This window comes from Plantactinospora sp. DSM 117369 (genome assembly GCF_053764795.1).
In genome coordinates this window covers 372696-395784 of record NZ_CM132446.1, presented here as the reverse complement: position 1 = coordinate 395784, position 23089 = coordinate 372696, and the positions used below count along the sequence as shown (strand labels likewise).

At 70.9% G+C, this 23089-nt stretch carries 21 protein-coding genes, 1 tRNA gene and 1 pseudogene; 16 read left to right on the top strand and 7 right to left on the bottom strand.

Going from position 1 to position 23089, the window contains the following annotated elements:
- The first annotated feature begins 136 nt into the window (after positions 1 to 136).
- Positions 137 to 1285, top strand: coding sequence for an ArsA-related P-loop ATPase (locus tag ACSMXO_RS01855; RefSeq protein ID WP_432874359.1), 1149 nt, complete (start codon positions 137 to 139; stop codon positions 1283 to 1285).
- Here ACSMXO_RS01855 and ACSMXO_RS01850 read toward each other — a convergent pair.
- The gene (locus tag ACSMXO_RS01850) at positions 1272 to 1568 is read right to left on the bottom strand and encodes a WhiB family transcriptional regulator (protein ID WP_101369108.1); all 297 of its coding nucleotides are present in this window, start codon (positions 1566 to 1568) and stop codon (positions 1272 to 1274) included. The genes ACSMXO_RS01855 and ACSMXO_RS01850 overlap by 14 nt on opposite strands.
- A gap of 408 nt (positions 1569 to 1976) precedes the next feature.
- Between ACSMXO_RS01850 and ACSMXO_RS01845 the strand changes: the two genes are divergently transcribed.
- Positions 1977 to 4409 carry a transglycosylase domain-containing protein gene (locus tag ACSMXO_RS01845; RefSeq protein WP_455416487.1) on the top strand — a complete coding sequence of 811 codons (2433 nt, stop codon included), beginning with the start codon at positions 1977 to 1979 and terminating at the stop codon, positions 4407 to 4409.
- Between the two features lie 168 nt (positions 4410 to 4577).
- Here the strand turns inward: ACSMXO_RS01845 and ACSMXO_RS01840 are convergent, their stop codons facing one another.
- A complete protein-coding gene (locus ACSMXO_RS01840; protein ID WP_455416486.1) occupies positions 4578 to 5036 on the bottom strand; it encodes a GatB/YqeY domain-containing protein in 459 nt (152 codons plus the stop codon).
- A 25-nt stretch (positions 5037 to 5061) separates the two neighbouring features.
- Here ACSMXO_RS01840 and ACSMXO_RS01835 point away from each other — a divergent pair, with 25 nt between their 5' ends.
- Both ACSMXO_RS01835 and ACSMXO_RS01830 read left to right on the top strand, forming a co-directional pair.
- Positions 5062 to 5955: a metallophosphoesterase gene (locus ACSMXO_RS01835; RefSeq protein WP_455416485.1), complete on the top strand. Its 894-nt coding sequence runs from the start codon at positions 5062 to 5064 to the stop codon at positions 5953 to 5955.
- Positions 5956 to 6053: 98 nt separating this feature from the next.
- Positions 6054 to 6127, top strand: a tRNA-Pro gene (locus ACSMXO_RS01830).
- A 74-nt stretch (positions 6128 to 6201) separates the two neighbouring features.
- On the opposite strand, the pseudogene ACSMXO_RS01825 reads toward ACSMXO_RS01830, so the two are convergent.
- Positions 6202 to 6451, bottom strand: a pseudogene (locus ACSMXO_RS01825) (site-specific integrase); the annotation flags it as partial.
- 556 nt (positions 6452 to 7007) lie between these two features.
- Between ACSMXO_RS01825 and ACSMXO_RS01820 the strand changes: the two are divergent.
- The 9 genes from ACSMXO_RS01820 to ACSMXO_RS01780 all read left to right on the top strand — a co-directional run bounded on the left by ACSMXO_RS01820 (position 7008) and on the right by ACSMXO_RS01780 (position 16313).
- Entirely contained in the window at positions 7008 to 7151 is a 144-nt protein-coding gene (locus ACSMXO_RS01820) for a hypothetical protein (RefSeq protein WP_455416484.1), read from the top strand.
- 686 nt (positions 7152 to 7837) lie between these two features.
- Positions 7838 to 8578: a response regulator transcription factor gene (locus ACSMXO_RS01815; RefSeq protein ID WP_346259125.1), complete on the top strand. Its 741-nt coding sequence runs from the start codon at positions 7838 to 7840 to the stop codon at positions 8576 to 8578.
- Complete coding sequence (locus ACSMXO_RS01810) at positions 8575 to 10068, top strand: HAMP domain-containing sensor histidine kinase (protein WP_455416483.1); 1494 nt, start codon at positions 8575 to 8577, stop codon at positions 10066 to 10068. Before ACSMXO_RS01815 ends, ACSMXO_RS01810 begins: the two co-directional genes overlap by 4 nt.
- Positions 10069 to 10396: 328 nt before the next feature.
- On the top strand, positions 10397 to 10900 hold the full coding sequence (locus ACSMXO_RS01805) for a hypothetical protein (RefSeq protein WP_346259127.1): 504 nt from the start codon (positions 10397 to 10399) through the stop codon (positions 10898 to 10900).
- Positions 10897 to 11967, top strand: coding sequence for a peptidoglycan-binding protein (locus tag ACSMXO_RS01800; protein WP_455416482.1), 1071 nt, complete (start codon positions 10897 to 10899; stop codon positions 11965 to 11967). Before ACSMXO_RS01805 ends, ACSMXO_RS01800 begins: the two co-directional genes overlap by 4 nt.
- A gap of 8 nt (positions 11968 to 11975) precedes the next feature.
- Complete coding sequence (locus ACSMXO_RS01795) at positions 11976 to 12653, top strand: ABC transporter ATP-binding protein (RefSeq protein ID WP_346259173.1); 678 nt, start codon at positions 11976 to 11978, stop codon at positions 12651 to 12653.
- Positions 12650 to 13849, top strand: a complete 1200-nt coding sequence (locus tag ACSMXO_RS01790; protein WP_455416481.1) for an ABC transporter permease — start codon at positions 12650 to 12652, stop codon at positions 13847 to 13849. The genes ACSMXO_RS01795 and ACSMXO_RS01790 overlap by 4 nt, the downstream gene beginning before the upstream one ends.
- A gap of 15 nt (positions 13850 to 13864) precedes the next feature.
- Positions 13865 to 15463 (top strand): alkaline phosphatase D family protein, encoded by a 1599-nt coding sequence (locus tag ACSMXO_RS01785; RefSeq protein WP_455416480.1) that lies wholly within the window; start codon positions 13865 to 13867, stop codon positions 15461 to 15463.
- Positions 15464 to 15653: 190 nt separating this feature from the next.
- Positions 15654 to 16313, top strand: coding sequence for a class I SAM-dependent methyltransferase (locus tag ACSMXO_RS01780; protein ID WP_455416479.1), 660 nt, complete (start codon positions 15654 to 15656; stop codon positions 16311 to 16313).
- 51 nt (positions 16314 to 16364) lie between these two features.
- Here the strand turns inward: ACSMXO_RS01780 and ACSMXO_RS01775 are convergent, their stop codons facing one another.
- Positions 16365 to 17798: a tetratricopeptide repeat protein gene (locus ACSMXO_RS01775; protein WP_455416478.1), complete on the bottom strand. Its 1434-nt coding sequence runs from the start codon at positions 17796 to 17798 to the stop codon at positions 16365 to 16367.
- A 445-nt stretch (positions 17799 to 18243) separates the two neighbouring features.
- Here ACSMXO_RS01775 and ACSMXO_RS01770 point away from each other — a divergent pair, with 445 nt between their 5' ends.
- Positions 18244 to 19455, top strand: coding sequence for a helix-turn-helix domain-containing protein (locus ACSMXO_RS01770; RefSeq protein ID WP_455416477.1), 1212 nt, complete (start codon positions 18244 to 18246; stop codon positions 19453 to 19455).
- Between the two features lie 152 nt (positions 19456 to 19607).
- On the top strand, positions 19608 to 19793 hold the full coding sequence (locus tag ACSMXO_RS01765) for a hypothetical protein (RefSeq protein ID WP_455416476.1): 186 nt from the start codon (positions 19608 to 19610) through the stop codon (positions 19791 to 19793).
- A 108-nt stretch (positions 19794 to 19901) separates the two neighbouring features.
- Here ACSMXO_RS01765 and ACSMXO_RS01760 read toward each other — a convergent pair whose 3' ends face one another.
- The 3 genes from ACSMXO_RS01760 to ACSMXO_RS01750 form a co-directional block, all read right to left on the bottom strand.
- The gene (locus tag ACSMXO_RS01760) at positions 19902 to 20507 is read right to left on the bottom strand and encodes a hypothetical protein (RefSeq protein ID WP_346259135.1); all 606 of its coding nucleotides are present in this window, start codon (positions 20505 to 20507) and stop codon (positions 19902 to 19904) included.
- Positions 20508 to 20692: 185 nt separating this feature from the next.
- Positions 20693 to 21175 (bottom strand): GNAT family N-acetyltransferase, encoded by a 483-nt coding sequence (locus ACSMXO_RS01755; RefSeq protein WP_346259136.1) that lies wholly within the window; start codon positions 21173 to 21175, stop codon positions 20693 to 20695.
- 101 nt (positions 21176 to 21276) lie between these two features.
- Positions 21277 to 21726, bottom strand: coding sequence for a hypothetical protein (locus ACSMXO_RS01750; protein ID WP_346259137.1), 450 nt, complete (start codon positions 21724 to 21726; stop codon positions 21277 to 21279).
- Positions 21727 to 21941: 215 nt separating this feature from the next.
- On the opposite strand from ACSMXO_RS01750, the gene ACSMXO_RS01745 reads away from it, so the two are divergent.
- Positions 21942 to 22910, top strand: a complete 969-nt coding sequence (locus ACSMXO_RS01745; RefSeq protein ID WP_455416475.1) for a GlxA family transcriptional regulator — start codon at positions 21942 to 21944, stop codon at positions 22908 to 22910.
- The last annotated feature ends 179 nt before the right edge of the window (positions 22911 to 23089 follow it).

Genomic DNA, 23089 nt, shown 5'->3' with positions numbered 1-23089 from the left:
CGCCGGCCGGGCCTGGAAGGCGGCGAGCAGGCCGGGCCGCCGAGCGAGAGGGCGAGCGCGGGCCCGGACAGCCGATTGACTCACACCTGAGTGGCACCACGCCGTCCGCGCGGCACTGTGCCGATACGCTCGGTTGGTGCGTCCCGATCACCCAGCACCGGAGCTGGACATCGACCAGATCCTCGCCGATCCCGGCGTCCGGATCGTGGTCTGCTGCGGCTCGGGCGGGGTGGGCAAGACCACCACGGCCGCCGCACTCGCGCTCCGGGCCGCCGAGCGGCACGGCCGGCGTACGGTGGTGCTGACCATCGACCCGGCCCGGCGGCTGGCCCAGTCGCTCGGGTTGAGCGAGCTGGACAACACCCCGCGGCAGGTCAAGGGGATCGACGTCGAGACCAGCGGCGGCGAACTGCACGCCATGATGCTGGACATGAAACGGACCTTCGACGACGTGGTGCTCGCGCACACCGATCCGGCGAAGGCGGCGGAGATCTTCGCCAACCCGTTCTACCAGGCGATGAGTTCCACCTTCGCCGGCACCCAGGAATACATGGCGATGGAGAAGCTGGGCCAGTTGCACGCCCGGGACGAGTGGGACCTGATCGTGGTCGACACCCCGCCGTCCCGGTCCGCCCTGGACTTCCTCGACGCACCGGCCCGGCTCTCCCGGTTTCTGGACGGGCGGATGCTGCGGTTGCTGCTGGCGCCGGCCCGCAGCGGTGGGCGGAGCATGTTCAGCCTGGTCACCGCCTCGTTCGGGATGTTCTCCCGGGTGGTGCAGAAGGTGCTCGGCGCCCAGTTGCTCACTGACCTGTCCGGTTTCGTGGCGGCGCTCGACTCGATGTTCGGGGGTTTCCGGCAGCGTGCCGAGCAGACGTACCAGGTGCTCCAGGCACGGGAGACGGCGTTCCTGCTGGTCGCGGTGCCCGAGCCGGACGCGGTCCGGGAGGCGGCGTACTTCGCGGGGCGGCTGAGCCAGGAGCGCATGCCGCTGGCCGGTCTGGTGCTGAACCGGGTGCACCGGCCCGCGGTGGAGCGGCCGACCGCCGCCGAGAGCCTGGCCGCGGCCGAACGGCTGGTGGAGCTGGGCGGGCACGAGGCGACCGTGGAAACCCTGTTGGCACATGCCGCGCTCAGCCAGCAGGCGGCGCGGGAGCGGCGGGTCGCCCGGGTCTTCACCGATGCCTTTCCGGCGGTACCGACGGTTGCGGTGACGGCTCAGCCCGCCGACGTACACGACGTCGACGGGCTGCGCACGATCGGTGCCGCGATCAGCCGGCGTTGACGAGGACCTTGTCCTTGTTCTTCAAGGCCGCCTCGAACATCTTGCGCCAGCTCGCCACCTGCGGGTGACGACGCAACAGAGCCCGGCGTTCCCGCTCGGTCATGCCGCCCCACACGCCGAACTCGATGCGGTTGTCGAGCGCGTCGGCCAGGCACTCGTACCGCACCGGGCAGCTGCGGCAGATCCGCTTCGCCACGTTCTGTTCGGCGCCCTGCACGAACAGCGCGTCAGGATCACCGTTCTGACACGCTGCCAACGTGGGCCAATCTGTGATCATGCCCATCTGTTCCTGTCCCCCCTTGCAGTCCCGCTACCGACCAGAGCCGGTCAGCCGGCGATAACCCCCCGGCCACCCGTGCCGCCCTCCCCCGGGCACCACGGACGACATGCGTTTCTCTCGCTCGACCATCATGCTCTGTAGTCAACTGATTACGCAACGTTGTTAGCCAAATCCGTCAACCCGGACATTCCTTGGCCCTTCGTCCGGCAATCCGGCCCTGACTACCCGGCCGCGATCAGCGAAAACGCTGCGGAGACTTCCCGGAGGGAGGAGACTCTGCAGCAAGGAGCCCGCAACCGCGCACCAGGGGTCGTGCGTTTAACACAACGAGGCCAGCGCCCGCAGGAAATGGGGAAAGTACGCAGGGCGCGACCTCTGTGTCGATTCACGTACCCTGTCGAGGTGACCTGGATGCGGAAGCGTGACCACAATGTCTTCACCAACGCCGCGTCGCTGCTGATCTGTGGGCTGCTGGCCGGTGTGGTGGTTGCCGCGGCCGCGTTCCCCGCAGTGGCGATGTCCGGGCTGGCCGCCAAGGCCGGCGCGGAGACGTTCGACAAGCTGCCCACCGAGCTGACCGTCAAGAAGGCACCGCAGATCAGCTACCTCTACGCCTCTGACGGCAAGACCCCGCTCGCCACCATGTACGACGAGAACCGCCGCGACGTGCCGCTCAAGGATGTCGCGCCGGTGGTCGCGCAGGCGCTGATCGCCGCCGAGGACAAGCGCTTCTACGAGCACAACGGCGTCGACGTCAACGGCGTCGCCCGGGCGTTCGTGGCCAACAACCAGGCCGGGGTCACCACCCAGGGTGCGTCCACGCTCACCATGCAGTACGTCCGGCTCACCATCGCCTACTCGGCGACGCATCCGCAGGACGTCGTGGCGGCCACTGAGGACACCAGCATCCGGAAGGTCCGCGAGATGCGGTACGCCCTGCAACTCGACGCCGACCTGACCAAGGACCAGATCCTGGAGGGCTACCTCAACATCGCCCCGTTCGGCAACGGTGCGTACGGCATCTTCGCCGCCAGCCAGGTGTACTTCGGCAAGCACCCGAAGAACCTGAAGCTCGAAGAGGCGGCGATGCTGGCCGGGATGGTCAAGGCCCCGTCGGACAACGACCCGACCACCAAGAGCGGCTACCCGGAGGCGCTCAACCGGCGCAACTGGGTCCTCGACCAGATGGTCGAGACCAAGGCGATCACGCTGGAGGAGGCCGAGAAGGCCAAGGCGATCAAGCTTGTCGTCAAGGACAAGCGCACCCCGAACGGCTGCGTCGACGTCGGCAAGAACGACTGGGGCTTCTTCTGCGACTTCTTCTACCGCTGGTGGATGCAGCAGGAGACCTTCGGCCGCACCCAGTACGACCGGGAGCGGCGGCTCAAGAGCGGCGGCTACACCGTCGTCACCACCCTGGACGCCAAGACGCAGGACGCGGCCAAGAGGGCCGTCGAGCGCAACGTCAAGACGGGCAAGAAGGAAGCCATGATGGTGGCGGCGATCGAGCCCGGCACCGGACGGGTCCGCGCGCTGGCGGTGAACCGGAACTACAAGCTCGACGACCCGAACAAGCCGGCGAACAAGATCAGCACGAACCCGGCGAAAAAGAAGAAGAAGATCCGGGGTACCTACCCGAACACCACCAACCCGCTGCTGACCGGCGGCGGCGACATCACCGGCTACCAGGCCGGCTCGACCTTCAAGATCTTCACTGTGGTGGCGGCGCTGGAGAACGGCTACCCGCTGGAGACCACCATCAACGCCAAGCCGGTCGCCCAGACGAAGTACATCGTCGAATACAACTCCCCGGCCGCCTGTCCCGGCACCAACAAGTACTGCCCGCAGAACGCCAGCGCGAGCATGGCGGGCGTACACAACATGTGGAGCGCGTTCGGTGCCTCGGTGAACACCTACTTCGTGCCGCTACAGGAGCGGGTCGGCGCGGCCAAGGTGGTGGACGCGGCGAAGCGGATGGGCATCACGTTCCGGGCCAGTAACGACGCCAACTTCGCCGCCACCAAGCAGATGGCGAACGGCTGGGGCGCGTTCACCCTCGGCGTCTCCCAGACGACCCCGCTGGAGCTGGCCAACGCGTACGCCACGCTGGCCGCCGACGGCAAGTACTGTGAGCCGATCCCGGTGCAGCTGATCCGGGACCAGGAGGGCAACAAGCTCGACATCGCCAACCCGCGCTGCTCCCAGAACATCAAGCCCGAGGTGGCTCGGGCGGCCGTGGACGCGGCCCGCTGCCCGGTCGGCGACAACTCGTCGACCTCGCGCTGCAAGGGGCGTACGGCCGGAAACGTCCGGGGCATCGTCGGCAAGCCGGTCGCCGGCAAGAGCGGTACCACCGACGGTGAGAAGACCGCCTCGCTGGTCGTGATGACCAAGCAGCTCGCGGTCGCCGGCATCCTCGCCGACCCGGACTGGGCCGAGACCACGCAGAACATGGGGCACAACGAGCCGGGCGGCGTCAACCACGCCGTCTACCAGACGCTCCGGGACGCGATGAAAGGCAAGCCCTCGATCCAGTTCACTCCGCCCGGCGGAAAGATCGTCAACGGCGACCAGCGGAGCATCCCGAACGTCAAGTGCCAGCCGGTCCAGTCCGCCCTCTCCCGGATCAGGGGCGCGGGCTTCGAGGCCGAGGTCGGCGGCCAGGTCGACTCGACCTGCCCAGCCGGCACGGCGGCCGGCACCAGCCCCGACGGTCGGACGATCAAGGGTGGGACGGTGGTCGTCGAGGTCAGCAACGGCAAGGCGCCGGCCGGTGGCCCCGGCGGTCCCGGGGCCGGGGGTCCCGGCGGCCCCGGCGGCCCCCGGCCACCCGGCCGCCGCTGAGCCGATCGGTCGTGGTGCAGCCCACCGGCTGACGCCGCGCCGAACAGTCACGACGACAACGGGCGGGCATCCCCAGTCTGGGGATGCCCGCCCGTCGCGCATCGACTGTCGCGAGTTCGCCGTCTTCGTGCGGTGTCGCCCGCGACCCGCTGGGCTGGCGCGCGGCCGTCAGCCGGCGCCGAGCTGCCGGCGTACCTCCGCGGCCACCCGACCGCCCTCGGCCCGGCCCGCCACCGCGGTCTGGGCCGCCTTCATCGCCGGGCCCATCTGGCCGCGCTCGGTGAATCCGCCGGCGGCCAGCGCACCCGCGACCAGCTCGGCCAGTTCCTCGTCGGCGAGCTGCTTCGGCAGGTACCGGTCCAGCACCTCGCCCTCGGCCCGCTCCCGCTCCGCCTGCTCGGCCCGCCCGGCGTCGCCGAAGGCGGTGGCCGCCTCGCGGCGCTTCTTGGCCTCCTTGGTGAGCACCGCCAGCACCTCGGAGTCGGAGAGCTCCCGCTTCTCCTTGCCGGCGACCTCGGCGGTGCCGATCGCCGCCAGCGCCATCCGCAGCGTCGAGGTGGTCAGCTCGTCACGAGCCTTCAGCGCGGTACGCATGTCCGCGGTCAGGAGGTCCTTCAAGGTGCCCATGGACGGTCAAACTACCCTGAGCGGCATGCGAAAGCGCACAGTATTCCGGCTGGCCGCCGGTACGGCCGTCGCGGGCGGCGCCGCCCTGGCGTACGCCTCGCTCGTCGAGCGGAACATGTTCACCCTGCGCCGGTACGACGTACCCGTGCTCGCCACCGACGCCGAGCCGCTGCGCATCCTGCACCTCTCGGACCTGCACATGATGCCGGACCAGCGCCGCAAGCAGTCCTGGGTCGCCTCGCTGGCCGCCACCGACCCGGATCTGGTGGTGGTCACCGGCGACAACCTGGCACACCCCGACGCGGTTCCCGGGGCGCTGCGGGCGCTGCTACCGATGCTCGACTACCCCGGTGCCTTCGTGTTCGGCTCGAACGACTATCGGGGACCGGTCTGGAAGAACCCGTTCAGCTACCTGCTGCCCGAGCGGGAGTACGTGCAGGGCGTCGAGTTGCCCGCCGAGGACCTGCGGGAGGTGCTGGTCGGCGCCGGCTGGGCGGACCTGAACAACGCCCGTACGTCGATCAAGGCCGGCGGCCGGCAGATCGAGCTGGTCGGCATCGACGACCCGCACGTCGAACGGGACGACTACGCCTCGGTCGCCGGGCAGGTCCCGCCGCAGGCCGACCTCGCCATCGGGGTCACCCACTCGCCCGAGCCCCGGGTGCTGGACGAGATGGCCGCCGACGGCTTCACCCTGTTGCTCGCCGGCCACACCCACGGCGGCCAGGTCCGGGTCCCGCTGGTCGGCGCGCTGACCACCAACTGCGGGCTGCCCCGCTCGATGGCCCGCGGCCTGCACCGCTGGCCCGAGACGGACGCCTGGCTGCACGTATCCGCCGGCCTCGGTACCCACCCCACCGCCCCGGTACGGTTCGCCTGCCGACCGGAGGCGTCGCTGCTGACCCTGATCCCGCGCTGACCTGCCCGCGCTCAGCGGCCGGTGTGGGCCGGGACGCACCGGGCGGGATACCGAATTTGCCCGGCGGGGCGGGTGGGCTACTATTGCTCGGCACGCCTCGGGGTGTGGCGCAGCTTGGTAGCGCGCTTCGTTCGGGACGAAGAGGTCGTCGGTTCGAATCCGGCCACCCCGACAAAGGTGAGGCCCTGGCCAGCGGAAACGCAGGCCAGGGCCTCACGACTATCTATGGGTCCTCAGCGCCCTTGTCGCCAGGTCAGCGGTTGGCCGAGGTCCCGACTTGCCCGGCGTGGGCTGTTGCCACTTCCCGATGGCCGAGCGAACGCCGTCCAGTTGCTCCGTTTCTAGGGCGACCACCTTGCGGGCTCGGGTTACGTGGTCGACCAGTCTCGCGGGTGGGGTTGGTCGTCAGTGCGCCACGACGGACGGCCAGGGCGAGCATCTGTCCGAGGACGACCTTTGCGCTTCTGGCGGCTGACGGGCGGTCCTCGGCGACTTGCACAGGAACTTTCTCCGGCAAGCACCGGCGGCACGGCGTCAACGTCCAGGCCCGCGCCGACTGAGCGGGCCGCTTGAGCTGGGCGTCGGCCGCCCTGACCGTAACCCCAAACCGCTGAACAAGCGGCTCATCCCCGAGTACGGCAACCGCACGACCATACCGACGGTCACCGACTTGGTCGAGAGAATTCGAGCTCACTGCCTGTACGACAGGGGTCTGGCACGGTACCTGCCGAGCATGCGGTCGCCAACCTCAAGATTCGCTCTGGTTCCACATCGATCGGCGAAAAACCGTATGCGCGGATGCGAACATATGCGCCAACAGGGCCGGTGATCACCGAGGGCTCGACCAGTGGAGAGGAAACGCCTTGTCGAAGGTCGGTCGGAAGTCGTTGGCAGTCGCGTTCAGTACATTCGCCGTTGCCGGAGCACTCGCCGTGCCAACTCCGGCGTACGCCTGCGGAGCCAGTGTCACGTACGACTCGTGGCGTCACATCTCGGACACGACTTGGCAACGCAAGTGGACGTGGAGCTTCTTCAATTGCAGCTCAGGTACGGTGAAGCGCAAGGTCGTGGTGAACAACGGCCCGGACAGCTCCTGCTACTCGATCTCGCCGAGGGCCACCCGCAACTTCACCGCGTACGAGTCCAACACCGCCGGATATCGCACCAACCAGTACCAGAGCACCGCGACCTGCTAGTCGCATCCAGTCGGCCACTCCCGTTTCCGACAGCAGCGGGAAGCACGTCGGTTAAACGCCGAGACGGGAAACGGATAGCGGCGATGTCGCAGCGAGCCCCAGGTTGCTTCTCGTTGAGGAGCGACCCGGGGCCACCTGTACGTGAATTACCAAATCATTTCGGCGATTTCCGCCTGCACCAGTGCCGCCACTCATCCGAGCCGATCCGACCCGACGGAGAATCGCGCGGTCGAGCGGGGAGCGGGGGGAGCGGGAGCTACGGCGCGCTGTACGCCTCGGCGCGGTCAACGGTCGGCTGCACCCTGCTGGCGATCGACCGGCTCCGCTCGTTCAGCGCCGCGGGCGAGGCGAGCTGAGGCCCCCGGGCCGCTGCCTGCGGCGTCCCGCCCTCCTCTCGGGAGCGCCCGGCCGTTGCCTTGCCTGGCCCGACCTCTCGGACGGCTACTCGGATGCAGCTACTCGGGCACGACTATTCGGAAGCAGCTACTCGGGCACGGCTACGGGAACGCGGTCGGGAACGGCTTCTCGGAACGGCCCCGGGAATAGTGGTCCGGAACGGCTTCTCAGGAAGCGGTCAGGAAGTGTTCGGCCGCCAGTCAGCTCGGCCCGGCAGGATCCCCCGGTGTGCGCTACGACGAGACCGCGACGACGGTCCCCGGCGGGGCGGCGGGGCCGGCGGCGACGCGATGGCGGTGACGGCGGCGGCGCTGCCCGGCGCCGTCCCGCGCCGGCCGGAGGCGCGGCTCCTGGTGGTGGAGGACGAGCCGGACATCCGGGAGCTGCTCGGTAGCAGCCTCCGGTACGCGGGCTTCGACGTGGCGGCGGCGTCCACCGGGGCGCAGGCGGTCGACGCCGCCCGGCGATGCCGGCCGGACCTGGTCGTGCTGGACGTGATGCTGCCGGATCTGGACGGGTTCGAGGTGGTCCGGCGGCTGCGTTCCGGCGGCGATCGGGTTCCGGTGCTGTTCCTGACGGCGCGTGGTGCGGTCGACGACCTGGTACGCGGGCTGACGCTCGGGGCCGACGACTACGTCGCGAAGCCGTTCAGCTTCGAGGAACTGCTGGCACGGATCCGGGCGGTGCTGCGGCGATTCCGCGACGGTGGGTGTCCGGTGCCCGTCCGGCTCGCGGTTGGCGGGATCGAGCTGGACGAGGAGACCCACGAGGTGTGGCGGCAGGGTCTCCCGGTGGCGCTGTCACCGACCGAGTTCGCCCTGCTGCGGTACCTGATGACGAACGTGGGCCGGGTGCTGTCCAAGGCGCAGATCCTCGACCACGTCTGGCGGTACGACTTCGGCGGTGACAGCGGGATCGTCGAGAAGTACGTGTCGGCGCTGCGCCGCAAGGTCGACATCGCCGACCCACCGTTGATCCACACCATCCGCGGTGTGGGCTACGCGCTCCGGAGACCCCCGGACGCCCGATGATCGCGCGCTCCGGTCCGGGGCGGCCACCACGCTTGCGGGGCGGCACCACACTGCGATTCAGGCTGACCGCGGCGTCGGCGCTGCTGGTGGCGGTCGCGTTGACGGTCATGGGCGTGGCCACCGTCGCGGGGCTGCACGCCTACCTGCTCGGGCGGGTCGATGTCCAACTGCGCGACGCGGCGGCCCGGGTGGCTGACGACCTGACCGACGACCGCCCGGCGCCCGACGGCGTACTGCTGGTACGGGTCCCCAGCGACGTCGTGGTGATGCTGGTCGACAGTGCCGGAAACCCCCGGTCCGGTACGCCCGCGCCCGACCCGGCCGGTTCCGCGCCCCACCCGGCCGGGCTACGAGCCGCGGTGGCACGGCCGAATCGACCCGTCACCGTACCGGCGCGTTCCGGAGACCAGAGCTGGCGGGTGCTGGCCCTGCCACCCTTCGACGGTACGCACACCGTCGTCGTGGCGATGAGTCTGGCGGATCTGCGCCGTACGGTGTCGACCCTCAGCAACGTCGTCCTGGCGACGGGCGGCGCGACCGTGCTGGCCCTGGCCGCGGCCGGTGCCGCGATCGTCCGGGCCAGTCTGCGCCCGCTCGCGGGAATCGAGCGCACCGCCGAGGCGATCGCCGCTGGTGACCTCTCGAGACGCGTCGACGGCGGCACCACGGCGGCCACCGAGGTGGGCCGGCTGGGGCGCGCGCTCAACGGGATGCTGACCCAGATCGAGTCAGCCGCCCGGGCGAGAGAGGCCTCGGAGGCCAGCGCCCGCCGGTCGGAGGAGCGGATGCGCCGGTTCATCGCCGACGCGGGCCACGAACTGCGTACGCCGCTGACCGTGATCAGAGGATTCGCCGAGCAACTGCGGCGGCGGGGACCCGCCGACCCGGACGACGCGGCGCGGGTGCTGACGCACATCGAGACGACCACGGAACGGATGGCACTCCTCGTCGACGATCTGCTGCTACTGGCCGCGCTGGACGAGCAACGTCCCCTGGCGCAGCACCCGGTCGACCTGCTCGCCCTGGTCGTCGACGCGGTACGCGAGGCGGCGGTGCTCGGGCCGGACCGCCGGATCACGCTGACCGCGGACGACGGGACGGCGTACCTGGTGCGCGGTGACGACGCCCGGCTGCGCCAGGTCATCGGCAACCTGACCAGCAACGCGCTGGTGCATACCCCGGCGCGAACACCGGTGTCGGTGCGCCTGGGGGCCGGGACGCTGGCGGGGGCACCGGCGGCGGTGCTGGAGGTGGCCGACCAGGGACCGGGCCTGGCGGGCGACCAGGCCGAGCGGGTCTTCGAACGCTTCTACCGGGTCGATCGCGGCCGGCCCCGACCGGACCGGGGCGGTGGGCGCAGCGGCGGCAGCGGGCTCGGGCTGGCCATCGTCGCCGCGTTGGTGGCGGCACATCGTGGCACCGTCACTGTGGTCAGCGCGCCCGGGCAGGGTGCGACCTTCCGGGTGACACTGCCCCTCGCGCCGGGCTGACCCGGCCTCGGGCGCCATGCCGGCCCCGCGCCGGTCGGTCCTCGCGGACGCCTCGCCTGGCCGACCGCGGTCCCTCGCGGACGCCTCGCCTGGCCGACCGCGGTCCCTCGCGGACGCCTCGCCTGGCCGACCGCGGTCCCTCACGGACACCCCCGCCCGGCCAACCGCAGTCCTCACGGGCGCCTGGCCCGGCCGGCATCGGCCGCGGCGGTAAGGAAACCTTCGGCCGGCGGTCCGGGACGGGTCAGGTTGGCCATCCACCGTGGACACGTGCCCAGGTGGGCGCGACCGCGGGTCCGGAGCGGGATATCCGGCGGGAGGTTGTTCGATGACACGACTTCGACGGGCCGGGTTGATTCTCGGCGTCGTGCTGGCGACGGCGGCGGCGGGTTGCGGTGCCGGTACCGGCAGCACCGGCGACGAGGCGGCCGCCAGCGCCACTCCGGGCAGCGGGGAGAACCTGGCCAACTGGATGCGGTGCATGCGGGAACACGGCGTCACGGTGGAGGACCCTCGGGAGAGCGGCCGGTTCGCCGCCGACACCGAGGGGATCAGCGCGGAGACGCTGGAGCAGGCGCAGCAGGCCTGCCGGCAGTACGTCCAGGCGGCGGCGGGTGATCGGCCGAATGCATCGGACCCGGAGGTGATGGCCAAGTACCTCGACTTCGCGCGCTGCATGCGGGAACGCGGCGTCGACCTGCCCGATCCGGTGGCGGATGCGAACGGCGAGGTCACGCTCGCTCCGCGAACCGATCCGAAGTCGTCACTGTATGTCGACGCGGAGCAGGCGTGCCGGTCGCTCCTGCCCGGCGCCGGCGTGGGCGCCCGATGAGGCGGCTCCTCCTCATCGGGGCGGTGGTGCTCGGCACGGTCCTCGCCGGGGTCGCCGTGGCGACCAGGGCGGCCGAGTCCGACCCCGCGCCGACGGTCAAGAACGACGCGACGGCGCCGGTCCTCCGCACCGATCTGGTGGACACGAAGACGGTCACCGGAACGGTGCGGTTCGCCGACCAGCGCACGCTCACCGCGGTACGGGCGGGTACCGTCACCGCGGTCGCCAGCGCCGGCACGGTCGTCAAGGCCGGACAGTCGCTCTACTCCCTGGATCGCATGCCGACCGTGCTGCTGCGCGGCAGCGTACCGATGTACCGGACGCTGGCCCCGGGCGTGCCGGACGGGCCGGACGTCGCCCAGCTGGAGGCGGGACTGCGGGCCCTGGGGCACGGCGCGGGGCTGACGGTGGACCGGCGCTTCACGGCGGCGACCGCGCGGGCGGTGCGGGCGTGGCAGGCCAGGCTCGGCGTCCCGGCGACCGGCAGCGTCGGGGTGGAGCGGGTGGTGTTCCTGCCCCAGGACGTCCGTGTCGTCGCCGCTGCCGTGACGGTTGGCGCGCGGGTGCGCCCGGCTGCCGGACTCCTCACCGTGGGCAGTACCCAGCGGGTGGTCACGATCAGAGTGGACGTGGCCGACCAGCACCTTCTCGGCCAGGGCGCCGAGGTCACGGTACGTCTGCCCGGCGGAGTCGACGTGCCCGCCAGGATCGACGAGGTCGGTCTGGTCGCCGCTGCCGACGGAACGACCGACTCCGCCGACGACGGGGGCACCGACGTCCCGGCCACCATCTCGGCGGAGCTGGGCCTGGACGACCAGAGCAAGGTCCAGGTCCCGGACCAGACGCCGGTCGTGGTCGCGCTCAGGAGCCAGACCCGCGCCGGCGTGCTGTCGGTGCCGGTCGAGGCGCTGCTGGCGATGCGCGAGGGCGGTTACGCCGTCGAGGTGGTCCAGGCGGGGACGGCCCGTACGGTGCCGGTACGGGTCGGGATGTTCGCCGGTGGTCGAGTGGAGATCACCGACAGCGACCTGACCGAGGGCGCGCAGGTACGGGTGCCGGCGTCATGACCACCCCGATGGTCGAACTGTCGGCGGTACGGCGGCGCTACCCCGGGGGCGTGGGCGCGCTTCGCGGCATCGACCTGACGATCATGTCCGGTGAGATGGTGGCGATCGTCGGCCCGTCCGGTTCGGGAAAGTCCACCCTGCTGAACATCATCGGCACCCTGGACCGGCCGACCAGCGGGACCGTCCGGGTCGCCGGTCAGCTCACCGGCACGCTGTCCGATCGGCAACTCTCCGCGCTGCGGGCGCACCGCATCGGCTTCGTCTTCCAGCAGTTCCACCTCGCCCCCGCGATGTCCGCGCTGGACAACGTGGCCGACGGCCTGCTCTACACCGGCACGCCCCGGAGCACGCGGCGGGCCAGGGCGACCGAGGCGCTCCGCCAGGTCGGGCTGGAACGTCGACTCACCCACCGGCCGGCCCAGTTGTCCGGCGGCGAGCAACAGCGGGTCGCGGTGGCTCGGGCCGTCGTCGGCGAACCACCGCTGCTGCTCGCCGACGAGCCCACCGGAAACCTCGACACCGCCGCCGGGGCAGGCGTCCTGGCCCTGCTGCGGAAGCTGCACGCGGCCGGTACGACCGTCGTGATCATCACCCACGCGACCGACGTGGCAGCCGCGGCGCAGCGGCAGATCCAGGTGCGGGACGGGCAGATCGTGGCCGACATCAGTGAGGAGTACCGACCATGACTGCGGCTTCCACGCTGCCGCCCGCCCGGCAGACAGCTGCTGACCTGCTCCGACTTGGCGTCGCCGGGATGCGGGCACGCCCGCTGAGGGCCGTCCTCGCCTCGCTCGGGATCGCCATCGGCATCGCCTCCATGGTCGCGGTGGTCGGTATCTCCTCGTCCAGTCAGGCGGATCTCCTCCGTCAGCTCGATCGGCTCGGTACCAACCTGCTGACCGTCAAGCCGGGCCAGTCACTCTCCGGGGAGGACGCGGAACTCCCACCCCAGTCGCTGTCGATGGTAGGCCGGGTCGCCGGGGTGGACGCCGCGAGCGCCGTCGGCGACCTCAAGGCCAGCGTGTACCGCACCGACCAGGTCCCCGCCGAGCAGACCGGCGGGATATCGGTACGCGCCGTAACCCTGGATCTGCCCGTCACCCTGCGCGGCACCCTCGACGCGGGCACCTGGCTCAACGAGGCGACCGCGCGCTATCCGACGACGGTGCTCGGCAGCATCGCCGCCGAGCAGCTCGGGATCGACTCGCCCGGCGCCCAGGTCTGGCTGGGAGAGCGCTGGTTCACCGTACTGGGAGTGCTCGCGCCGGTCCCGCTCGCGCCCGGCCTGGACCGGGCGGCCCTCGTCGGCTGGTCCGTGGCCGTCGACCTGCTCGCCTTCGACGGTCACCCCACGACGATCTACGTCCGCTCGGCAGCCGACGCCGTGCCGACCGTGCGTGCCCTGCTGCCGCGTACGGTGAATCCGGAGTACCCCGAGCAGGTCACCGTCAGCCGGCCGTCCGACGCGCTCGCCGCCCGGGCGGCGGCGGTCGGTGCGTTCACCGGTCTGCTGCTCGGGCTCGGTGCGGTGGCCCTCGTCGTCGGTGCCGTCGGGATCGCCAACACGATGATCGTCTCCGTGCTGGAGCGGCGCCGCGAGATCGGCCTGCGCCGCTCGCTCGGCGCGACGAGAACCCACATCAGGTCCCAGTTCCTGGCCGAGTCGGTGCTGCTGTCCATGCTCGGCGGCGGCGCGGGCACCCTGCTCGGCGCCGTGGTCACCACGTGGTACGCCCTGGCCCGAAACCTGCCCGTGGTCGTGCCCGCCTGGGCCGTCGCCGGGTCGGTGTCGGTGACGCTGCTCATCGGCGCCCTCGCCGGCATCTACCCCGCCATGCGGGCGGCTCGGCTCTCGCCGACCGTCACCCTGTCCACCATCTGACCGAAGGACGTGCTCATGTCTACGTTCGACTCCCGACCCGTGCTGACCCGGCGTGCCCTGTTGGGCTCCGCCGCCGCAACCGGGCTGGCGGCGCTGGTGCCGGCCCCCGTGACGGCCCGCACCCGTACGCTGGGCTACCCGTTCACGCTCGGAGTCGCCTCGGGCGACCCGACCTCCGACGCGGTGGTGCTGTGGACCCGCCTCGCGCCGCGACCGCTCGACCCGGACGGCGGCATGCCGGCCCGGCCCGTGGAGGTGTACTGGGAGATCGCGACCGATCCACACCTGCGGACGGTGGTCCAGCGTGGAGTCTGCGCGGCCAGGCCGGAACTGGGGCACTCCGTGCACGTCGAGCCGCGCGGGCTCGGCGCCCACCGGGAGTACTGGTACCGGTTCCGGGTCGACGGTCACCTTTCCGAGATCGGCCGGACCCGGACCCTGCCGGCGCCCGGATCGTCGCCCTCGGCGCTGCGCTTCGCGGTCGCCTGCTGCCAGAACTACCAGACCGGTTACTACACCGCCTACCGCTCACTGGCCGCCGAACGGCCCGACCTGGTCCTGTTCCTCGGCGACTACATCTACGAGTACCCGCCCCGGGGCGACCGGGACGTCCGGCCGCTGCTCGGCGGGGAGCCGGCCGACCTGGCCGGATACCGGGCGCGTTACGCCCAGTACCGCGCCGATCCCGACCTGCGGGCCGCGCACGCCGCCGCCCCGTTCGGCACGGTCTGGGACGACCACGAGGTCAAGAACGACTACGCCGGCCTCGTTCCGCAACCCTCCAGCGATCCGGACGTGGTGGCGGCGTTCGGTGCCCGGCGTGCCGCGGCGTACCAGGCCTTCTACGAGCACGTGCCGATGCGCCGCCCGGCCGGCGCCACGGACTTTTCCACGCTGCGCGTGTACCAGCGACTCCGGGTCGGCGAGCTGGCCACCATCAATCTGCTCGACACCCGGCAGTACCGCTCGGACCAGCCCTGTGACGACGGGACCGGACACGGCAACCTGAAGATCGACGACACCTGCGCCGAACGGGACGACCCCGCCCGGACGATCCTCGGCGCGCAGCAGCGCGCCTGGTTGCTCGACGGCCTCGCCAGGTCGGACACCCGGTGGAACCTGATCGCCCAACAGATGCTCTTCGCCGAGCTGCGCATGGCGGAGGAGCAGAATCCCGGCCGGCTCGTCATGGAGGCCGACGGTTGGGACGGCTACACCGCGGACCGACGTCTCATTCTCGACCACCTGCGGTCCCGGAGCGTCTCGAACCCGGTCGTGTTCAGCGGCGACATCCACGATCACGCCGTGGCCGACCTGCCCGCCGACTTCGCCGATCCGACGGCTCGGGTGGTGGCGACGGAGTTCGTGGCCGGGGCGATCAGCAGCCCCAGCTTCGGCACCACCACCGGCGCCGCCGACCACAACCCGCACCTGAGGTTCGGCTCGGAACGCAACGGCTACCTCTCGGTCAGGCTGACTCCGGAGCGGATGGAGACCGAGGTCCGCAGCATGTATCCGCCGGAGGGCGTCCGGTACGTCACGCCGGACGCGGAATGCCGTACGGAGGCACGCTTCGTCGTACTGGACGGCCGGCCGGGGGCCCAGCCGGGCTGAGCGACGCCCGCGGCCCGCCCGGAGTGGATCTTCCCGTGATCCTTTCCTGGGCAGCAAGCCGGACGACCGGTAGCTGATTCGGTAAGCGGAAGTCGTGTCCTCTTGTGCTACCTGGCCAACCAAGTGAGTGACCGCCGGTGGGGGCCGGTTCGGCCGGAGGCAGTTGATCAAGCCGCTAACATCGCTGTCCATGACCGAGGCACCGTTTCTGCACGCCACCCGCGAGTCCTACGACGTGCTGTCCTTCGACCACCTGGACGTTGTCGCCACTGACCTGAGCCGCCTGCCGCTGGAGCGGGCGCTGTTGGCCGTCTTCGCCGAGTGGGTCCAGGCGACCGGCAACACCGTGGTCGCGGATATCGGCTGCGGACCCGGCCGACTGACGAACGCCCTGCACGAGCACGGTCTCAGCGCCTTCGGTGTCGACCTGTCTCCCGAGATGATCGCAGTGGCCAGGCGGACCTACCCCGGTCTGCGGTTCGAGGTGGGGTCGATGCTGGCACTGGACATCCCCGACGCGTCCCTCGGCGGCCTCCTCGCCAACTATTCGATCATTCACGTTCCCTGGGAGTACCGCTCCCAGGTGTTCGCGGAATTCCGTCGGACGCTGGCCCCGGGCGGGCAGTTGATGCTCGCCTTCCAGATCGGTGACGACCGCAGGCACTACGACGGGGTCGACGACCTGACGTTCTCGCTCGACTTCTACCGGCAACAACCCGAGGAGGTCGCCGAGCTGCTCGACAAGGCGGGGTTCGAGGTCCGGGTGAAGACCATCCGTGCACCGGACTCCGAGCGGGAGGTGACCCAGCAGGGCCACCTGCTCGCCCGCAAACCCGTCGACGCCGGATAGTCCCCAGTCGGCCCGGGGTGGATCAGATCCACCCCGAGCCGACAGCGGCAGTTAGCCGCGGGTGATCAGCGACTGGAAGGCCGCCCGGACGTTGGCGGCGGATGCGGTGACGTACACCTCCGACGGCGGGCCGATATCGATGAGGCCGGTGTAGCGGGTGTATTTGAGCACCCTCGGGCAGCTTGCGCCGCTGATCTGCAGTTTGCCGTTCACCACGAGCTTCCCGGTCCGGAGTTCGTAGGCCTGCACCGGAATCGCGATCTTGCGGAACGCCACGTTGGTGGGGAACAGCCGGGAGATCTTGTTCTCGTAGGGGCAGGTCCGGACGGTGGTTCCGTACTCCTTCTGCCCCACGCAGACGATCAGCACGGCGGCGGTGACCTCGGAGGCCCGCCACGCGGCGGGGAGCCTCTTCGTGTACTCGTCGTCGCCGTAGAACAGGGCGCGGTTCGTCCTCCCCTTGGTGTACGGGGTGGCGGCGCTGTACGGCGCCGGCTTGGTGCAGTACTCGGGCCGGGTGGTGGTCGGCCCCTCAAGCAGGCTGCGGACGTTCGCCAGCTCGATGGCCAGGCCGGCCTGCTTGACTCCCTCGACGGCCCGGGCGCTGAATTCCTGGCCGGGGTACTGGTCGAGAAGCTGCTGATAACGCGTCCGCGCCGCCTCCCAGTTCTTGCTCGCCATCAGGCCGTCGGCGCACCCGACGAGCGCCGTCGGCGCGGTCCGCGCCACGACCTCGGCGGACCGGTCCAGCGTGTTGTTGGTCGGCTGCCGCTGGCGGAGCCAGTCGGTGACCGCGACGGTCTGGCACGGGTCCTTGGTCGGCAGCCTGCCGAGAAACCTGTCCAGGGCGGCGTCGACCATCTTCTGGTGGCCCGGCAGGTCCGCGAGGACCGAGCCCAGACCGTCGAAGCCCGTCTTCAGCCCGTCGGTATCCCCGGTCAGCCCGGTGGCGAGCTGCTCCTCGGCAGTACGCAGCCGCTGGCAGGCTTCGACGCTCCGCTCGCCACGGACGGTCAGCGGAGCGTCGGCCACCCGGTGACCGAACGCCACCCGGTCCAGCGCGGTCAGGGCCCGGGCACAGTCGCCGCTCTGCCGGGCTTCGGCGACGGTCCACTCGATCCTCGCCGCGTCGAACCGCAGGAATCCCACGGCCAGCAGCACCGGAACCGTGACGGCGAGCGCGACCAGTCGTTGATCGCGCTGTACGCCACCCTGACGGCGCCCGCCCGCCAGGATCCACGCGTGCACGACGAGCGCCACCCACCAGAGGAGTACGACGACCTCGGCCCAGACCGATCGCGCGCCCCAGACGAGGGAGGCGACGAGTACGGCGCTGACCAGGGTCGCGGCCACGGCCAGCTTGATGCGCCCGAGCATCAGGTAACCGACGCCGATCAGGGAGGCGTTGCCGAGAGCGGCGGCCAGCGGGTCATGGGATCGGTCCGCCGGCTCGCGTTCCAGGTCGGCCTGCGTCACGACGTCCATCGTGGTCCCTCCTCCGTCACGCCAGTTCGATCGGTCGGTCGTCCCGCCGGTGGGACGTGGCCGGGTCACCGCTGACCGCCGCCGGGCGGTGTGGTTTTCGCAGGCTAACCCGACCGGCTCGGGACCCCTCCCCGACCACCAGATCAACACTCATCACGCCGTCCCGACCCACAGCACCATCGTTCCATGGTGGATGGGCAGAGCGCTCCGGCCGCTCACACCAAACTTTCATGTTTGTCCATGTTCGACGGATCGCCAGCCGGCGGATCAGCTATCCAACACGCCTCCGGCGCATTTCCGAGGGGGCCACCACCCGGCCGGCACGTTCGTCGCGGCGAGGTTGCTCGGTACGGTGGAAGCGGCGAGGTTGCTCGGTACGGTGGAACATGCCGGCGGCGATGCCTGGTCGAGCCGCTTCCCGATCGCCTACCTGGGGTGGTGTGCGATGGACCCGATGCCTGAGCTGAGCTTCGGACAGCGCCTACGGCTCTACCGTGAGCGCTCCGGCAAGACCCGGGCGGTCCTCGGTGGCCTGGTGGGGCGCAGCGCAGAGTGGGTCAAGGCGGTGGAGTCGGACCGCATCCTGCCGCCACGGGTGCACATGCTCGATCGGATCGCACGCGCCTTGAAACTCGATGTCGCCGTCCTCGTAGGTGAGCTCGGCAACCGGGCGGAGATCGTGAACGGCCCCGCGCATCCCGCGCTGCCAGCGGTAAGAGACGCTATCAACCGTTTTCCATCGCACCTGGACACGCCGCCCCAGTCGCTGCCACACTTGCGCGCCCGGCTGGACGCGGCCTGGCGGGCCCGCCACCAGGCGTCGGATCATCGGACCGTACTCGGGGCGCTGCTGCCGGACCTGATCGGCGATGCCCAGGACGCCGCCCGCACCCTGGACGGTGCGGATCGCCGTGTGGCGCAGTCCCTCCTGGCGGAGGTCTTCGGGCTGTCGCAGATGTTCCTCGCTCACCAACCGGCCGCCGAGCTGATCTGGCGAGTCACCGACCGGGCGATGGTGGCCGCCGGGGAGTCGGGAGACCCCGAGGCGTTGGCCGGGGCGGGATGGTTCCTGTGCCAGGTGCACCGTGACACCGGCGACTGGGATACCGCGATGGCAACCTCGCTCGACCTGCTGCGAGTACTGGAAGGCCGGCTGGCGGACGGCAGCCACAACCTCCTGGCGCTGTACGGAGCGCTCTGCTTCGAGGCCGCGTACACGGCCGCGCGCTCGGGGGAGGAGGGACATGCCTGGCACTACTGGGACCAGGCCGATCGCGTCGCGCAGCGGCTCCCATCGGACTACTACCAGCCGCAGACGTCTTTCTCCCGAGTCATCATGGGCGCGCACGCGCTCACCCTCGCCGTGGAGTTGCAGAAGTCGGGTGAGGCTGTGCGGCAGGCGAGTCGTACCGATCCGGCCGCCATCCCGTCCCGGCCACGACGGGCCCGGCATCTGATCGAGACCGCTCGTGGCCACCACGGCGCGGGTGACGTCGAGGCGACCATCGGCAGCCTGCACCACGCGTACGACTCCGCACCCGAGACCATCCGGTTCAACGGCTACGCCCGGCAGATCACGATGGACCTGCTCAACGGCCCCGCATCGGTCCGGCGCCCGGCGCACGATCTGGCGATCAAGGTCGGTCTCGCCGGCTGACGCGAGGGGTAGGAACCCTACCCCTCCGAGCTGACGACTCTGCGTATCTTCCCCATCACGGGATGCGGCGGGCGGTGCACGGATCGCCTGCTCGCCGTGTCCCTCCCAGCGCGTGGGGCAGTAAACCCAGCCCTTGAGCCGAGGGGGTTCTGGTGCGAAGGGTCTCGTACGACGCGTACGTCTTCGCGGTCGCGGCCACGCTCGCCCGCCGGCACCGCCCGGTCTGGTCCTGGCGGAGATGGCGGCGGATCTGCCGCTGCGGCGCCGACCTGCCCTGCCGGGTACGCCACCGGATCCCGATCAACCGGGGCCACTGGCCGGGGGAGGAACAGCGGTGAACGAACGGGGATCCGCGGTTGCCGGGCGACCCGGTGCCGCTTGCCCTCTACCTGGCCGCGCACTTCGTCCGCGCCGCCCGGGATCTCGCCGGGCTTCCCGTCGGCTCGTTACACCGGCGGTTCCTCGGCAGGCTGCGCTGACGGCCCGGACTGCCGGGCCAGCGGGGCGAGGCCGGCGAGGATGAGAAGGGCGCCGAGCGGCAACAGGTCGAGGTTGACGGCGATCTGTACGAAGCCGAGGAACACCAGGACCGGGCTCCACGGCGGGAGCCGACGTGGCCGGAGTACGACGAGTTGCACCAGCAGCGTGAGTACGCCGAACTGGAACAGCAGCGGGCCCACGGCGTAGAGCGGGTCGGGCAGCGGAGCCTGCTCCCTGATCGGCTCGGACAGGTCGCCGAGGATCACCCAGAGGAAGGCGGCGACGCCGAACAGACCTGCCACCGTCGCGGTGCCGGCTGCGACCAGCCGGCCCCTGGTGGTCGCCGGCACCATCTGGCGCAGGCCGACGACCATGACGCCGAAGAGCAGGAAGGCGACGAAGAACATCGTGTGCCCGATGTCCCAGGCCAGCCCGGGACCGTGCTCACCGTCGACGCCGTCGACCAGCCGGAGAAGTCCGTAGAGCAGCAGCAGGACCGGTGCGGCAACGGCGGAGATCCGCAGCCACGGCATCGATTCCACCTGGTTGCGGGGCGCGTGGACCGAGGTCATACCAGCATCCTCGCCACCGGACCGCCCGGCGCCATCCGGGCATCTCCCAGAGCCGCCCCCGGCATATCCCCTACTGGTGCGGTCCGGAGCGGATCAGTGAACCTTTTCAACCTCCCCTTGCGGTCCGGCGGACCGCAAGGTCGGACGCGGTGCGTGAGCGTCGCGCGGTCCAGGTTGAAAAAGGTTCAGTCAGGCAGCACCAGATGGGTCATGGTGGCCTGGCTGCCCTCCCGGACCGGTGCGGTCCGGCCGTCGGGGCGGAATCCGTGGCGCTCGTAGAGGCGCCGCGCATCGGGATTGCCGTCGGCGACCCACAGGTCGACCCGTAGCGCCCGCTCACCGGCCCAGCCGAGCACGTGGTCGAGGACCTGCCGTCCGATGCCCTGTCCGCGCCGGTCCGGCGCCGTCCACATCGCGACCACCATCAGCCGGCCCGGCTCGTGGAGCCAGCCGGCGCCGATCCCGACGACCTCGTCCCCGGCGTACGCGAGCACGGACGGCCCGCTCGTGCCGTCGAGCCGGGACCGCCAGGTCTGCTCGGTGAACGCCGCCTCGCGCTCGTACGTCGAGCCGAAGGCGTCCGGGTCCTGCCGCAGGGAACGCAGCCGGATTTCCCGCCACGACTCCCAGTCGTCGGGTCCGACCACCACGGTCCGCACGTCACCCACCCGAGACTCCTCCTCGACACGTGGAGCAGGTCCACCAGGTCATCATCGCCAGCGGGTCAACCCGATTCCGGTCACCGGCCGCCGACCGATCGTGGCCGGGCTCAGGGCGCGGGCACCGGGTCGTTGTTGAGTTGGGCGGTCACGATCGCCACCAGCCGGTTCCGCGCCTCCAGGAGTTGCCGGGACAGCTCGTCGAGGGCGCGGGGGTCGACGAGCTGGCGTACGTAGGTCTTGTCGTCGAGCAGCTCCCAGCGCTGCACGGACTCGTCCGGCGCCTCGCTGACCCACATCGCGGAGACGACCGCGTGCCGCTTGGCGAGCAGCTTCGCGGCGATCTCGACCACCGGCAGGTACGCCTGCCGGTACTCCGGGGTGGCGAACTCGACCGAGCCCCGGGCGGCGCGTACCGGCTCGCCGGGTCTGGCCAGTACCTCGAACGCGTTGCCGCCCGCCTGGTCGGCGCCGATCCAGGCCAGGATCAGCTCCAGGTCGCCGGCCGCGATCGTGATCCGGCCGATCGCGGCCACCACCTCGTCGGGCAACCTCGCCATGTCGGGCTCTCCGTCCTCCGACGTCCGCTTTCCGGTATCCGGCTTTCCGGCTTCCGCTTCCGGTCCATCCCGATGACAAATCTCGGAGCATCATGATCAGAAAGACTGTGGCCGATCCTAACCAAGCACCGACCGCCCGCCGAGCCCGCCCGTTGGCGTAATCTGCAATACCTGCGTCATTGACGCCACATCCCCGCCGCGAGCAGCATGAATGCATGCAGCGACGGGTGGTGGCGGTGATCTTCGAGGGCTTCCAGGGCCTCGACCTGACCGGCCCGGCCGACGTGTTCGCACTGGCGAGTCTGATCCTCGGCGAGAGCCGCGGCTACCGACTGGAGGTCGCGGCGGTGCATCCCGGCCCGGTCACGGCGGGCAACGGGGTCGCGACGCTGGCACCACTGGCACTGGACCAGGTCACCGGGCCGATCGACACGCTGCTGGTGGTCGGTGGGCTCGCCGCGCCGGCGCACGTCGCCGACCGGCAACTGGTCGCCGGGATCTCCCGGCTTGCCGGCATCGCCGACCGGGTCGCCTCGGTCTGCAACGGCGCGCTCCTGCTCGGCGAGGCAGGGCTGCTCGACGGCCGTCGCGCCACCACACACTGGCTGACCGCCCAGGATCTGGGCGACCGCTATCCGGCGGTCGAGGTGGACGCCGACCGCATCTACATCCGGGACGGGCACGTCTGGACCTCGGCCGGAGTGACCGCCGGCATCGACCTCGCGCTCGCGCTGGTGGCCACGGACCACGGCCACGAGCTCGCCCGGCACGTGGCCCGGGGCCTGGTCGTCTACCTGCACCGGCCGGGCGGACAGAGCCAGTTCAGTACGGCGATGCGGACGCCTGTGCCCCGCAGTGAACCGCTGCGCGAACTCCAGACCTTCATCGACGCCAACCCGGCCGAGGACCTGAGCGTGCCGGCGCTGGCCCGGCGGGCCGGGATGAGCGAGCGGCACTTCTCACGGCTCTTCACCGAGCAGACCGGCGTCTCCCCCGGCCGGTACGTCGAACGCAGCCGGGCGGACGCCGCCCGCCGGCTGCTGGAACACACCGGCCATCCGCTGGACCGGGTGGCCCGGGAGTCCGGTCTCGGCGCCGCCGAAACCCTGTACCGCGTCTTCCGCCGGCACTGGCGGGTCGCACCCGGCGACTACCGCCGCCGGTTCCGCGCGAAACAGAGCTGACCGCCCGCCCCATCGAAACTGCCCCAGCACCTCCGGCAGCCGCCGGCACCCGCCGGCACCGGAGCCGATCCCGCGCGCCCCGACACCTGCCGGACGCCCCGTCCCGAGCAGCCGATCCATCGCGCCCCGACACCTGCCGGACGACACGGTTCCGAGCAGCCGATCCATCCCGTTCCGAC

Bases quoted from the DNA above. Each gene is read 5' to 3' on its own strand.
- ACSMXO_RS01800 (WP_455416482.1), top strand. From the start codon at position 10,897: ATGAGGCGGCTCCTCCTCATCGGGGCGGTGGTGCTCGGCACGGTCCTC.
- ACSMXO_RS01760 (WP_346259135.1), bottom strand. From the start codon at position 20,507: ATGACCTCGGTCCACGCGCCCCGCAACCAGGTGGAATCGATGCCGTGG.
- ACSMXO_RS01750 (WP_346259137.1), bottom strand. From the start codon at position 21,726: ATGGCGAGGTTGCCCGACGAGGTGGTGGCCGCGATCGGCCGGATCACG.
- ACSMXO_RS01780 (WP_455416479.1), top strand. From the start codon at position 15,654: ATGACCGAGGCACCGTTTCTGCACGCCACCCGCGAGTCCTACGACGTG.
- ACSMXO_RS01810 (WP_455416483.1), top strand. From the start codon at position 8,575: ATGATCGCGCGCTCCGGTCCGGGGCGGCCACCACGCTTGCGGGGCGGC.
- ACSMXO_RS01805 (WP_346259127.1), top strand. From the start codon at position 10,397: ATGACACGACTTCGACGGGCCGGGTTGATTCTCGGCGTCGTGCTGGCG.
- ACSMXO_RS01840 (WP_455416486.1), bottom strand. From the start codon at position 5,036: ATGGGCACCTTGAAGGACCTCCTGACCGCGGACATGCGTACCGCGCTG.
- ACSMXO_RS01845 (WP_455416487.1), top strand. From the start codon at position 1,977: ATGCGGAAGCGTGACCACAATGTCTTCACCAACGCCGCGTCGCTGCTG.
- ACSMXO_RS01790 (WP_455416481.1), top strand. From the start codon at position 12,650: ATGACTGCGGCTTCCACGCTGCCGCCCGCCCGGCAGACAGCTGCTGAC.
- ACSMXO_RS01785 (WP_455416480.1), top strand. From the start codon at position 13,865: ATGTCTACGTTCGACTCCCGACCCGTGCTGACCCGGCGTGCCCTGTTG.
- ACSMXO_RS01775 (WP_455416478.1), bottom strand. From the start codon at position 17,798: ATGGACGTCGTGACGCAGGCCGACCTGGAACGCGAGCCGGCGGACCGA.
- ACSMXO_RS01835 (WP_455416485.1), top strand. From the start codon at position 5,062: ATGCGAAAGCGCACAGTATTCCGGCTGGCCGCCGGTACGGCCGTCGCG.
- ACSMXO_RS01795 (WP_346259173.1), top strand. From the start codon at position 11,976: ATGGTCGAACTGTCGGCGGTACGGCGGCGCTACCCCGGGGGCGTGGGC.
- ACSMXO_RS01770 (WP_455416477.1), top strand. From the start codon at position 18,244: ATGGACCCGATGCCTGAGCTGAGCTTCGGACAGCGCCTACGGCTCTAC.
- ACSMXO_RS01815 (WP_346259125.1), top strand. From the start codon at position 7,838: ATGGCGGTGACGGCGGCGGCGCTGCCCGGCGCCGTCCCGCGCCGGCCG.
- ACSMXO_RS01850 (WP_101369108.1), bottom strand. From the start codon at position 1,568: ATGGGCATGATCACAGATTGGCCCACGTTGGCAGCGTGTCAGAACGGT.
- ACSMXO_RS01745 (WP_455416475.1), top strand. From the start codon at position 21,942: ATGCAGCGACGGGTGGTGGCGGTGATCTTCGAGGGCTTCCAGGGCCTC.